Annotated in this window: 10 protein-coding genes; 6 read left to right on the top strand and 4 right to left on the bottom strand. The window is 62.6% G+C overall.

The window, feature by feature from the left end:
* Positions 1–215: 215 nt before the first annotated feature.
* The 4 genes from AC5RTB_RS02735 to AC5RTB_RS02720 all read right to left on the bottom strand — a co-directional run bounded on the left by AC5RTB_RS02735 (position 216) and on the right by AC5RTB_RS02720 (position 7,149).
* Complete coding sequence (locus AC5RTB_RS02735) at positions 216–2,912, bottom strand: LuxR C-terminal-related transcriptional regulator (RefSeq protein WP_494059532.1); 2,697 nt, start codon at positions 2,910–2,912, stop codon at positions 216–218.
* Between the two features lie 7 nt (positions 2,913–2,919).
* Entirely contained in the window at positions 2,920–5,547 is a 2,628-nt protein-coding gene (locus AC5RTB_RS02730) for a helix-turn-helix transcriptional regulator (RefSeq protein ID WP_494059531.1), read from the bottom strand.
* A gap of 358 nt (positions 5,548–5,905) precedes the next feature.
* Positions 5,906–6,493 carry an aminoacyl-tRNA hydrolase gene (pth, locus tag AC5RTB_RS02725; RefSeq protein WP_494059530.1) on the bottom strand — a complete coding sequence of 196 codons (588 nt, stop codon included), beginning with the start codon at positions 6,491–6,493 and terminating at the stop codon, positions 5,906–5,908.
* Between the two features lie 11 nt (positions 6,494–6,504).
* Entirely contained in the window at positions 6,505–7,149 is a 645-nt protein-coding gene (locus tag AC5RTB_RS02720) for a 50S ribosomal protein L25/general stress protein Ctc (protein WP_494059529.1), read from the bottom strand.
* Positions 7,150–7,400: 251 nt separating this feature from the next.
* On the opposite strand from AC5RTB_RS02720, the gene AC5RTB_RS02715 reads away from it, so the two are divergent.
* The 6 genes from AC5RTB_RS02715 to AC5RTB_RS02690 all read left to right on the top strand — a co-directional run bounded on the left by AC5RTB_RS02715 (position 7,401) and on the right by AC5RTB_RS02690 (position 13,154).
* Positions 7,401–8,600 carry a glycosyltransferase gene (locus AC5RTB_RS02715; protein WP_494059528.1) on the top strand — a complete coding sequence of 400 codons (1,200 nt, stop codon included), beginning with the start codon at positions 7,401–7,403 and terminating at the stop codon, positions 8,598–8,600.
* Between the two features lie 70 nt (positions 8,601–8,670).
* Positions 8,671–9,291 (top strand): GNAT family N-acetyltransferase, encoded by a 621-nt coding sequence (locus AC5RTB_RS02710; protein ID WP_494059527.1) that lies wholly within the window; start codon positions 8,671–8,673, stop codon positions 9,289–9,291.
* Between the two features lie 47 nt (positions 9,292–9,338).
* The gene (locus AC5RTB_RS02705) at positions 9,339–9,914 is read left to right on the top strand and encodes an arsenate reductase/protein-tyrosine-phosphatase family protein (protein WP_494059526.1); all 576 of its coding nucleotides are present in this window, start codon (positions 9,339–9,341) and stop codon (positions 9,912–9,914) included.
* The gene (locus AC5RTB_RS02700) at positions 9,911–10,363 is read left to right on the top strand and encodes a VanZ family protein (protein ID WP_494059525.1); all 453 of its coding nucleotides are present in this window, start codon (positions 9,911–9,913) and stop codon (positions 10,361–10,363) included. The genes AC5RTB_RS02705 and AC5RTB_RS02700 overlap by 4 nt, the downstream gene beginning before the upstream one ends.
* Before the next feature lie 108 nt (positions 10,364–10,471).
* On the top strand, positions 10,472–11,785 hold the full coding sequence (locus tag AC5RTB_RS02695) for a UDP-glucose dehydrogenase family protein (RefSeq protein WP_494059524.1): 1,314 nt from the start codon (positions 10,472–10,474) through the stop codon (positions 11,783–11,785).
* Positions 11,786–11,831: 46 nt separating this feature from the next.
* Positions 11,832–13,154, top strand: coding sequence for an O-antigen ligase family protein (locus tag AC5RTB_RS02690; RefSeq protein ID WP_494059523.1), 1,323 nt, complete (start codon positions 11,832–11,834; stop codon positions 13,152–13,154).

The raw sequence follows: 13,154 nt of genomic DNA, 5'->3' as shown, positions 1-13,154 counted from the left end.
ACGGAGTCAGGGCACCGCGCCCCAACCTCCTGCCATTTTCTCATTCCTCGGATGCGTGCTCCCAGCACGTGAAGGAGCCGACGACGGCTGGGGACGAGCCTTGTCTGGGGAAGGCTTCGACGTCGCCGGCTCCGCTCACAACTCTAGGAAACCCAGACACGCGGAACACGAGTAGTAGATACCCGCTTTTGCTCGCTTTGAGCCGCGAAGAATACTTAATTAGTACTCGATGAATCAGCCCCGGGGAGCTCGTCACGCCGTGTGATGCCGAGCTTCGCGAAAATGCGGTAGAGATGGCCTTCCACTGTGCGGACGGACACCCCTTGAGCTTCGGCGATGTCCCGGTTGGAATAGCCTTTGCCAGCGAGCCTGGCGATGTCCAGTTCGCGCTGGGTGAGCTTCGAGGTGGACCGTACCGCCTCGAACTGCGGGCTTTGGAGTCCCTCGAGCTGCCCGATAATCGTGTTGAGTTTCTGCTGCACAGCACGGGACTTTTGCTCTTCCCCCCGCTGGGACAGGTATTTGACCGCCTTACCCAGACACTCCGCGGCCACCAGCAGATATCCGGATGACTGGGCAAGTCCGGCAGCCTCTATGAGGGCGGTTGGGTCCTTCTGGGCCGCGGCCTTGGCCATCGAGGTCAGGACTGCACCTTCGGGCCCCTCGAAGGTCTCAGCCATCCGCGCCAACGGCTCGAAGCAGCGTTCGTCTCCCAGCCGTGCGGCGAGTTCCAGCGTGCTGACGGCGAGCGAGGTCATGCCGTCCTTCTCTGCCTGGTCGGCAAGAATGTGCAGCTCGTCGATGCTCCGTGCTGCACCCTGGAATAACGCCCGCGCGGCAACCACATGGGCTTTTCCGAGCAGTTGCCCCTGTCTGGTCCCCACGCTCAGAGCGGACTCGAACTCTTCGGTGTAGCTCCGCGCGCGGGCGGTGTCCCCCACCATGGTGCAGGCAAAGGCTGCGAGACCCAGGGCCATCGGCATGAGCTGGTTCGAGTCGGATTCGCGCAGACCTTCTACTCCGAGGATCAAGGCGGTGCGGGCACTGCCCATGAGCCCTTTGCGGAGTGCGATGAGTCCCTCACACAACTCCGTTATGCCGGTGAAGGAGTTGGGCCCGCTGGCGCTGCCCCGGACCACGTTGTCCAGCAGCTCCTCGATCTCGTCCCAGAGTCCGGCATGTGCCATCGAAACGAAATGACGGGTCATCACAAATTCCGAGTGCGCCAGGAACTGGTCTCCGTGGTCGGCGATTATCTGCAGTGCTTCCGCCGTGGCGCGAGCGCCCTCGATTCCTTTGCCAGTGGAGCCAAGAGCCTCTCCGAGCAGAGCGAGGCCGGCCAGCCGGACTTCATCAGTGCAGTGCTCGTCAGCGAGTACTGCGCGAAGGAGCGTCTCGGCCTCACGGAACCGGCCCTCGTAATTGAGGGCGTAACTCTCCATGAGCCTGTAGCCGTTGTGGGTTATGGCCATCCCCGCTTGTACTGCTGGATGGTCAAGGGATCCCAGGGCTGAGGCGATCCGGTCAGCAACCCGCTTCCAGCGTGCCAAGTCGGCACGGATCGCCTCGGGCGCATTAGGCCCGCGCACCCGAAGGTCCACGGACAGCAATGTGGCCTCTTTGGCAAGGACGAAGGTGGTGCACTGGTCGAGCACCTCATCGACGATCTCCCGGGCATAACCCAGATTTCCTCGTGCCATCTGCGCACGCGCAATCTCCACGAGCGCGTTGCCGCGAAGCTCCGGCGTATGCACTGCACGCGCGGCACGCAGCGCGAACTCCGCATCATGAAGGCGGTTGGCCACTACCGCAGCGCGCAGCAGCGTCTTGTCATCCGGCGGCAACCCGCAATCCAGCCCCCACGCTACAAAGCGCAGGAAACCGTCACCGGTACTGGAGTCCTTGTCCAGCACGTCCAGCACTTTCCTGCGGATCGCGAGGCTGCGTCCCGCAGGAACCTCCTGACGGATCACTTCACCGTAGAGAGGGTGGCTCAGGCTGACCAGCCGGTCCCGGTCCTCCTCAATGGCAACGAGTCCGTCATCAAGCAGGGCCGAGACCGGAGGCCTGCCCGTGCAGTGAACCAACGCATCGAGCGGCATGGGTTCGGCGAGCGCCAACGTTTCCAGCACGGACATCTCTTCGGGCGTCCTGCGGCGGAAACGGGCCTTGATCAGGTCGACGAGGCTAACGTCGAGCTGCGGCGCCGCACCAACCAGCCGCCACACCTTATTGCGTACGCCAAGGTAGCCGGAGCGTTTCCCCTGCCGCAGCAGCGCCAGCAGGAACATCGGATTTCCGCCGGACATCTGCGCCAGGGTGGCGCTGACACTCGCCAACACGTCTCCGCCGAGTTCGCGCCGGCAGAGCTCGTGGACCTCCCCCTGGTTGAGCGGCCGAACTTCGTACCGGTGCAGCAGTCCGTCCTGCCACAGGGAGCCGAATTCTGACGCCGGGCCGGGCGTATTGCGGGCCAGGGCCAGCAGTCGCGCCCGCCTGCCGGTGACGAGCTGGGAGAGCAGCACACTGGTGTTGTCGTCGAGTTCGTGGGAATCATCGACCAGGAACAGCGGCATCTTCTTGCTGCCGTTGAAGCTGACTTCCAGGTGCGCCATGATGCTGCGGTACACGGCAACGGAGGAGCCGACGTCGTTGATCGACAGCGAGTGCAGATACGGGGAGAGCGCACCGAATGGCACTTTGCGCAGCGAAGGGCTGGCGGAAATGTGCAGAACGGCGACGCTACCTTCCAGGTGCCTGGCGACCGTTCGGGCGAGCGCAGTTTTCCCGACGCCGGCCTCTCCCACGAGGAGGGCGCCAAGATATTGGGATCCGTTGAGTGCCGCGACTATCTCTTCAACCAGGTCCTCGCGGCCAACCAGGTCATGAACGCCCTCAGCTTGCTCCCCCATAATCCAGCTACTCTAGAAGCAGAGCGAGCTGGCTACGCGAGGACACCCCAAGTTTCGAATAGAGCCGATAAACATGGCCTTCAATGGTCCGGACCGAAACGCACATGACTTGAGCTATATCACGGTTGGTGCGCCCCTGTGCCACCAACACCGCAATGCTACGTTCCCGGTCCGTGAGGGATTCCAGTGCCCCCCGCCGCCCGGCCACTCCGGGGGCGCCGACGTCGCGCAGCACCTTCCCGGCCTCGGCGATTGTTACCTGGTCACTGGCTTCCTGGGCCAGTTCCGCCGCCAACCGCGCAGCATCCGCAGCCAACCGGTGATTCCCGAGTTCCGCAGCCTTCTGCGAGGCGAGCAGCAGCTGATTGGTGTCCCTGGAGGCGATGCCCTTTCCGTACATGGCACACACCTCGGCGAAGGGTCCCTGCGAGGCGAGAGCTGAGGAGACCAGCCGGTCAGCCGCTGAGTCGAGCCCCAGCTGTACGCTCTGGCACAGGAACAGCAGCTCGTGGCCGTGATTGCCCATGGCGCGGTCCTCGTCTGCGAGCTCGAGCATCCGTTCGGCCACCTCAACGGGTGCCTTGGTGGCGATGTCGGCCAGGGCTGCAAAGTAGTCCGCGGCGCGCCCGGTGTGCCAGGCCAGACGTTCGGGCCGGTGCCCAGCCCGTGCCAGGTGTTCCTTCGATGCACGAGCCTCGCCGGCGAGTGCGTAGGAGTAGGCGGTGCTCGCTTCGGCAACCGGGATGAGTTGCTGCCGGTCGCGGACCCGCATCTGGCTCAGTGCCGGGAGCAGCTTGTCGAGCGCTTCCGTTCCGCGGCCCGCGTACGCCAGGAGGCACCCTTCGGCGAACTCTGATGCAGACCCGTCGTAGGCGCTTTCCTTGCCGTGGTGCGAGGGCGATGCCGCCATTTCGATACATTCGCTCCACCGGCCGGACAGGACCAGCAGCTTGAAGACCCGCGCCATCGCAGCCTCCTGCAGGAGTGTGTCGCTGCCGGCATCTATGAGCCGGGACAGTACCGAGGAAGCCAGCTTGATGGCGTCGTCCTGGCGGCCGGTCATGGCCAGAGCCTCCGCCAGCCAACCTGCCAGGCCCTGGTTCTGGTGCTCTGTCGCGTGATCGCTGAGGAGGTGCCCGTACATCTCAATGAGCTCGGCGTACCGGCCGTTGTAGACCGCCATTTCGGCCGTCAGCACGTCCACGGCATCCATGAGTTCGGCGATATCCTCAGCTGCCGTCTCCACAGAAAGCCTGCGGCGGATTTCCTCCAGGAGCGATTCCGCCTCCGCGTAGCGTGCAGGGCTCCTCAGCAGCAGCCGGCATTGGAGAAGCCCCACCTCGACCCAATCGTGGAGCTGCGGCGCTTCATGGGTCTTCAGGAACTGGTCGAGGACGAGCAGGCCGCCGGCGGTGTCTCCGTCCACTCCCATGGCCTGTGCTTCTTCGACGACCGCCTCAGGAATGGCCGAGTAGTTGGGAATGGCGTGAATGAAGCGCAGTGCCGTTGCGCCTTCCCGGTGCCGGTTGGCGAGGCGCGCTGCCTCGATGAGGCTTTCGGTGTCAATGTCCGCGCCGCAGTCGATGCACCAGTTGGCGTAGGTCATGCGTGCGATCCCGGGCATGTTGTAGCTCCGCGCTTCGGATGCCAGAGCGCGCATCAGTTCACGCCCGCGACCCAGGGGCACCTGCGCGCGAACCACTTCGCTGACCAGTCCGTTGGCGATCCGCACCAGGGGAACATCGCCCTGCTCTACCTGGATGGCCTTCCTGCGCTGCAGCTCATCCACGGTCGACGACGGCACGAACTTGAGCAGCAGGTCCAGCGGCGCAACGCCCACCACGGAGATCATCTCCAGTGCCTCGCGCTCCTCGGTCGGCAACCGGCGCAGGCGGACCATGATCCAGTCGGTCATGGAGCGCCGAGTCTTCGGTGCGGACAACGGCTGGGCCACCCAGACGCCGTCCCGCTCCAGCATTTCGCCGGAGTCAACCTGCTCGCGGGTGAGGGCCTGCAGGAAGAGCGGGTTGCCGCCGGTGATCTGCCACATGCTGGCGGCAGCGGCCCGGGACACGGGTGCGTCGAGGGCTGCCGAGAGGAGCTTGGTGGTGGACGCGAGACCGAGCGGCGCGATGTCGATCCTGCGCAGCGCTCCGTCTTTCCAGAGATCGCAGAATTCTTCAGGCGAAGCGTCGATGGACTGGCAGATGGCGATGAGCTTCACCGCACCAACCCGCACCAGGTGGGCGAGCGCCATGGCGGAAGACGCGTCGAGTTCCTCGAGGTTGTCAGCGAGGATGAGGGTTTGCCGGCCGTCGTCGCGCCGGCCGTAAAGTTCCTGCAGTCCGCGAAGGAGCATCAGTGGGTTGTCCACGATCGCGTCGTCGAGATCGCTGAGGACAAAGCTAAGGGCGCCGTAGGGCATTTTCGACGCCAGGGCCGAGCCGCGGACGTAAACGAGTTCGAAGGAAGCTTCGAGCTGGCGTGCCATGAGCTGGGCGAGAGCGGTCTTTCCTACTCCGGACTGGCCGGTGATGATGACACCGCGGCAGCTGCTGTCCAGGAGTGCGTCGCTGACGTCTTCCAGCTCAGTGTCCCGGCCAACCATTGGCCATTCTCCGTGGACGTTCAGCATCGCTGCATCCCGACTCTTCGAAACTCGCGGCCTGGTGGCCGTACGGTATCGATCCTCGGTGCCAACAGGTCATTGTTCGCACCGGACTCTACGCATTTTCCCATTAGTCCGCCCCAACACGTCGTGCGCTAGGGCAATAGACTACGCCGGAACTGCCGTTGCCGCACTGTTACTTTAAGGCTTCAACCATTGGCGACGACGGGCGGACCACCGCATGAGAGGGCACAAAAAAGGGACCGACGTTGGGATGGGGGTGGCCCAGTCTCAGAGGCCGCCCAACGTCGGCCCCCGCTTTTGGGGCCACCAGGCCGTGCAATTCACGTGCGATTCACTTGTGAACCGCTTGACTAGTTTACCGCTATTTCCCAGCAGAATGAAACCTCTGCTGGGTGGTAAGTAAACCGTCCAGAACAACGCTTTCGACGGCGTCGGCCGCCTCCTCGAGCAGGATGCCGAGGTCTTTCTTCTCGGTGCTGCTGAAGTCGCGGAGCACGTAATCGGCTGCTTCCTGCCGTCCGGGAGGGCGTCCGACGCCCACTCGCACCCGCACGTAGTCCTTGGTGCCGAGCGCTTTGCTGATGTCGCGGAGGCCGTTGTGGCCGCCTTCTCCCCCGCCGATCTTCAGCTTAATCGTATTGAAGGGGATGTCGATCTCGTCATGCACGGCCAGCACGTGGTCCGGCCCGATCCCGTAGAACTTCGCCAGCTGCGACACGGGCCCGCCGGTGAGGTTCATGTAGGTGAGCGGTTTGGCCAGGACCAGCCGCGGCCCGCCTATTCCGAGGCGGCCTTCAAGTACGACGGCGCGTGCCTTGGAGGTGCCGAACTTCCCACCCAGCCGCGCGGCGAGCACGTCGAGGACCATCTGGCCCACATTGTGCCGGTTGCCGGAATAGCCGGGCCCGGGGTTTCCGAGCCCGGCTACCAGCCAGGTGTTGTCAGACACAGATCAGGTGCTTAGGACTCGACTGCTTCAGGAACAACGTCACCGGTGGCTTCCTCAGCGGTGGCTTCGCCGCCGTCAGAGTCAACTCCGGTCTCGGTTGCCGTCTCGCCGAGGTCCTCGACAACCGGTGCGGAAACGTTGATGATCAGCGTTTCTGCTTCGGTGAGCAGGGTGACGCCCTTGGGGAGGCGGATGTCCGAGGCGTAGACGTGGTCACCCACGCCGTGGCCGTCGAGGTTGACGGTCAGCGACTCGGGCAGGTGGGTGGCTTCGGCCTCAACCGAAACGGTGGTCTGCTCGAGGTTGGACACGACGCCCGGCTTGGGCTCGCCCTCAACGTGGATGTTGACCTCAACGGTGACCTTTTCGCCGCTGCGGACGGTCAGCAGGTCGATGTGCTCGACGATCTGCTTGAGGGGGTTGCGCTGTACATCCTTGGCGAGGGCGAGGTGGGTTTCGCCGTCGACGTCGACGCTCAGGAGTGCGTTGGAGTGGCGGACTGCCAGGGTGGTTGCCTTGGCGGGCAGCAGCACGTGGATGGGGTCTGCGCCGTGGCCGTAGATGACGGCGGGGATCTTATTGGCGCGGCGTGCCTGGCGGGCAGCGCCCTTACCGAAATCGGTGCGCAGTTCTGCGGCGAGCTTCTGCTCGGACATGATGTCTCCTGAGTATTCGAGGAACTAAGTGGTCTTCTGGGCGTACCGTGCGAATGTTGACGAAAGCCCAGGACCATCCCCACGCAAACATGTGCGTTGTCAGGAAAGCCGCTAGCCACCGTCGATAACGGAACATGCTCTGGAATCATCCAAAGCGTTCCCTCGCCTAGGCATCGAGAGCCAATGTTACAGCATGGGATGCTTCCGCGGGGATGGCGGCGCTTGTAAGCTGTGGGGCGGAGCACCTGCCAATGAAAATCATGCTGCTGACCGCCGGGACGCGCGGCGACGTGGAACCGTTTCTTGCCCTGGCGCGCGCTGCCGCTGTCAGGGGACACCACGTCTACACTGCTATCCCGGACAACTCCGGTGCGGACACCACGGGTCTGGATACAGTCAGTCTGCGCATGGACTTCGCCCAGCTCATCAGTGACCACGGCGTTTCACCCGGGGTCGCGGCCAAAAAATTCCGCACAGACATCCGGCCTTCACTTCGTCGGCTTTTGTCGGCTGCCGTGGAACACATCATTGCCTTCACTCCGGACGTTGTGGTGTACCACCCGAAAGTCCTGAGTGCTCCCATCGCGGCGGAGAGGCTGGGAATTCCGTCGGCACTGGTGGAGACCATTCCGATGTTGACCCCCACGCGTGAGTTCCCGGCCCCCTTCATCCCCAAGATCAGTCTGGGCCCGCTGAATCGGGCCAGTTATGGACTGGCGAAAGTCGCCACGCTGATGTTCAAGCGGGAGCTTGCAGCGGCGGTGCAGGCCCTTCCGCCCGCGCCACGGACAGGCACGCCACCGCAGGCAACGTTGATTCCGATCAGCCCGCTGCTGCTGCACCGGCCTGCCGACTGGCCGGCCACCGTCCATCTCACCGGCCACTGGACGGGCCATCCCGCACCGACGGAAGACGCTGACACGGACCTGGTGGAGTTCATGGAGGGTGGCGACTTTGTCTATGCGGGGTTCGGTTCAATGAAAGCCGGGGACCCGAAGGCGCGGGGCGAAGCGATTATGGAGGCGGCTCGCAGGAACGGCCTCAGGGTCTTGGTGGCCAGTGGCTGGGGCGGCATCGACGTTGGCAATGCAGCCCATGGCCGCGACCTGCTGGTGAGGGAGTCAGTGGACCACCATGCGGTCCTGCCGCGTGCAACTGCTGCGATCCATCATGGAGGGGCAGGCTCTGTACATGCGGCGGTGCGGGCGGGCATTCCGTCCGTGGTGGTGCCGTTCATCGCCGACCAGCCGTTCTGGGGACATCTCCTACACCAGCGGGGCCTGGGTCCTGAACCGATCACGTACCGAAAACTCACCGCCGACCGGCTCACGGATGCCCTGGCCGAGACCGGGATGTACCGAGATCTGGCGACGTATACCGGGGAGCTGATGCGGAAAGAGGACGGAACCGCCGTCGCGCTCGACGTTCTGGAAGCCCTTGCAGCGTCGTAGGCGCCGAGCCTCCGACGGAAGCGATGAATTGACGACGCTTCACCCGGATCGGCGAAGGTAGCCTGTCGATATGGATTTCCTCTCGCTTCCTACGCTGTCGGGTGATCTGACAACTCTCGAACCCCTTGCACGGGAGCATTCTGAGGAATTGGCCCACGCTGTGGCCGAGGAAGACCTTTATAAGGTCTGGTACACCCGCCTGCCCTCCCCCGATGGCATGGAAGCCGAGATCGAGAACCGGCTAAGAAAGTACGACGACGGCCTCGTGGTCCCCTGGACCATCCGCCGGGTCAGCGACGGTCGGGCAATAGGTACGACGACCTTCCTCAACATCCGACCCGAACACCGGCGCCTTGAGATCGGCTTCACATGGATCGCCCCGAGTGCGCAGGGCACCGGCCTCAACACGGAGGTGAAGCTGCTGCAACTCACCCACGCGTTCGAGACGCTGAACTGCATCGCCGTCGAGTTCCGGGTGCACTGGCACAATCACCAGTCCCGCCGGGCAGTGGAAGCCCTCGGCGCCAAGCAGGACGGCGTTCTCCGCAACCACGACCTGTGGCGGGACGGCACCGTCCGCGACGTGGTGGTGTTCTCCATCATCGACGGCGAGTGGCCCACTGTGAGGCTCTCCCTGAGGGAGAAGTTGCGAGGCCGTAACACTGGTTTCAACCGGTACGCTTCGGAGTAAACCCGTCCTCGCCGCCGTCTTACGCGTTGTCTCCAGGAATAGAGGCCATGACCACCGATACGCCGTTCCGCATCCTTGCCGTGTGTACGGGCAACATCTGCCGCTCCCCCATGGTTGAGCGGCTGCTCCGGAGTTCCTTCGAGAAGCTGGCGCCGGGCGAGTTCGAGGTCTCGAGTGCCGGCACCGGCGCCCTCGTGGGCCGGGACATCGACCCGCAGGTGGCCGGCTTCGTCCGCGTCTTCAATGGGGACGCCAACGGCTTCGCCGCCCGACAGGTGGAGGAGCGGATCCTGGAAGGCAAGGACCTGGTTCTGACCCTGACCCGTGATCACCGTGGGCAGATCATCGAGATCATGCCGTCGCTGCTCCGCAGGACTTTCACCCTGCGCGAGTTTGCGCGGCTCGTGACACCGCTCGACGGCGACACCTCCCTCACCGCCCCAATGCGCTGGCGCGCCATCCTCCCGAAGGTGGTGCGTGCCCGGACGGTCCACCCGTCCGATCCCTCGGGCGACGATGTCGTGGACCCCTTTCGCCGTGAAGATGCCGTTTACCAGCAGATGGTTCGTGAGCTGGTGCCGGCAGTGGACGCGCTGGTGGACTGGGAACGAAAGCACCGGTGACGGTAGCCGCAAGATTGACAGTACGACGACGGCGCTTCCTCGCCCCGCTGCTGGCCGGTTACCTGCTGACTCTGTCCCTCATAGCGTTCTGGCCAACGCCGGTCGATGAGGGCGCGTCGGGCTTCATCGTCCGCGGGCTGCGGGTTCTGCACCGACTCGGTGTGCCGGGCTGGTTCGACTACAGCATGATCGAGTCCGGGGCCAACGTGCTGCTCTTCATCCCATTCGGCATCCTCGTGGCTGCGTTCCTGCCGCTGCGGCGTGCGTGGTTGTCGCTTCCCGTCGGCATCCTCGCTTCCATGTGCATCGAGGTGGGCCAACAATTGTTCCGCCCCGAGCGGGTGGCGACGCCCCGAGATGCGCTGGCCAACGCACTCGGTGCGGCGATCGGCACCGTGGTGGTGTATCGATGGGCACATCGTCACGATCAAGACTCGGAACGCCGATGAATCGTGTAGATGCAACTGCTGCCGGTATCCTCAGGGAGGACACCTAATGCTATGACGTTTGCTATCTAGCCGGTGGAAGTAGTTGGGAAGTTTTGGGGGAAGGTCTCTATGCGCATTTCTGTGATTGGATGCGGTTATTTGGGCGCGGTTCACGCGGCATCCATGGCGAAGCTCGGGCACGATGTAGTCGGCATTGACGTAGACCCGAAGAAGATCGACGAACTGTCCGTTGGTCATGCACCGTTCTTTGAACCGGGACTCCCCGACCTCCTGCAGGCCTCGCTCAACTCGGGTCGACTGAAATTCAGCACCAGTATGGCGGACGCCGCTGGCGCGGAAGTCCATTTCATCTGTGTGGGGACACCGCAGCGGAAGGGTGAATACGCCGCCGACCTACGTTACGTTGACGCCGCTTTCGCCGGGCTAGCTCCCTACCTCAACGCTGGCGACGTGGTGGTTGGAAAGTCCACTGTGCCTGTTGGAACAGCGTCGCGTCTTGCGGACGAGTACATGGAGATAGCACCGGAAGCGGTTCTCGCCTGGAACCCTGAGTTCCTGCGGGAGGGGCACGCGGTGAAGGACACGCTGCATCCCGACCGCTTCGTGTACGGAGTCCCCGACGGCGCTGCCGGCGAGCGGGGAACGGCGGCTCTTGATGGGGTCTACGCGGCATCGCTCTCCGAGGGCACTCCCCGTCTAGTTATGGACTACGCGACGGCGGAACTGGTCAAGACAGCAGCCAACAGCTTTTTGGCCACGAAGATCTCTTTTATCAATGCAATGGCTGAACTGTGCGAGACGGCCGGCGCCGACGTCACGCTACTGGCGGATGCGATCGGCATGGACGACCGCATCGGCCGCAAGTTCCTGAATGCCGGCATCGGTTTTGGAGGCGGTTGCCTACCGAAGGACATCCGAGCATTTATGGCTCGCGCGGGGGAGCTAGGTGCTGACCAGGCGCTGACCTTCTTACGCGAAGTTGACGCAATAAATATGCGCCGGCGCTCCCGAACAGTGGAGCTGACACGCGGTCTCTGCGGCGGTTCCCTCATAGGAATGCGCATCACAGTGCTTGGCGCAGCCTTCAAGCCAAACAGCGACGACGTCCGTGACTCCCCGGCCCTAAGCATCGCCGCACAACTGCAACTTCAGGGGGCAGAAGTGACTGTGACGGACCCCGAGGCGATCGAGAATGCTCGTCGGCGTTTCCCCGAGCTCCACTTCGAGCCAAATACAGATACCGCTCTTGAAGGCGCACATGCCGTCCTACTGCTCACAGAGTGGAATGAATATAGAGAGCTCGACCCAGAGCGGACCGCAGCGCTTGTAACCACGCGAAGGATCCTCGATGGCAGGAATGCTCTACAGGCTGCTGCGTGGCAGAAGTACCACTGGACTTATAAGGGTGTCGGCCGCAATTGAGCGAACATCCCGAGCAAAATGACAGACGGAATAACGGCACCGAGTCATGGTAACGATGCTCATCTGGCTCATTCTGGCTTCGCTTGGAACCGTGATTCACATCCGACGGAAGGGCGGGACCCTCAGCAAAGCAAGCCTCGCCTTATCAGTACTGTTATTCATCGCCGTGCCGACAGTCGTCCTAGCGGAACGAACGGCCATAGTCGCGCAACAACATGCCACTGCTATCCTCGCGGTCATTACTTTGATTGTTGCCGGGACGTCTGCGCGCGTGATGTTGCGGGGTATACATTCAGCATCTGTTCCCTTTATTCTCTTAGCTTTGGTAATCATAGGGTTGTTTATAGGATCATTTATGACCTCCGATACCGCACAGCGGTACATCGCCGACATACCGACGTACGCTCCACTAATCTGCGCACTTGGCTTCCTATGTGATGTTCGAGTAATCAGAGATTTCAGGCATACCGCGGGGTCATTGATCGTATTGGGGTGCACCAATGCGCTGATAATTTATGCAGTTTTACCCGAGGCCGTGACAGTGGGTTATTCATCCCTTCCTTTCAGCTTCCTTCCGGAGGGTCGTCTAGCCGGAGCGTTCCCTCACCCGAATGCCCTCGGGACGCTTGCGCTCGTAGGTTTCGGGCTCACGATGACACAATCGGCGGGCGTGAAACGCTTGATATCCAGCACTGTCTGCCTTCTATGTGTGGTGCTCAGTGATCAACGCAGTGCACTGGTCGCCGCAATTTGCATGATATTCGCTAGCGCACTCCTGAAGAGACACCGTGCCCAGGACCTTCTCATCAAGACAATAATGGTGACGTTCGTTACCATGCTGAGCCTAATCGCGATAGAAATCCGGTTGATTTCCAACATTCTGGAGCGGCGTGACGAAAGCGTCGGCACCCGCCAGGAAATTTACGTTTATGTTTGGGAGAACATCGACCAGATATTACCCTTTGGCCTTGGGCCAAACGGGTTTTACTACATGACCGGTGAAGCATTTTTCGCGATGGGACTGGCCCATGCACACAATACTTGGTTGAGCTTCACCGTGGGAGGTGGGCTGATCGCCGGCGTAGCATTCCTCGCTCTGACTCTGGACGCTTTCCGACGAACGTTCAGCACGCGAGATAAGGCATCGTTTGTTCTGCTTGTGGGAGTGTGCGTAGTAAGCATGTTCGAATCGCCTGTGTTCGCTGGCTCTAACTGGGCCCTAGTCCCCGTGGCAACCGCCGGTCTCATCGCGTTCACCGCGCCTTACGCTGCGGATCGCACATTGACCCCATCTTCGAGCCACGACCGCTCCTCGGGACTTCACAGGTACTCAGCAAGCCATTCTTCCAGTAGGGAACCACGAACATGA

The sequence above is a fragment of the Arthrobacter sp. M71 S08 genome (assembly GCF_059089725.1).
Note: the sequence above shows the minus strand (reverse complement) of the source record. Positions and strands in the feature narration are given on the sequence as shown.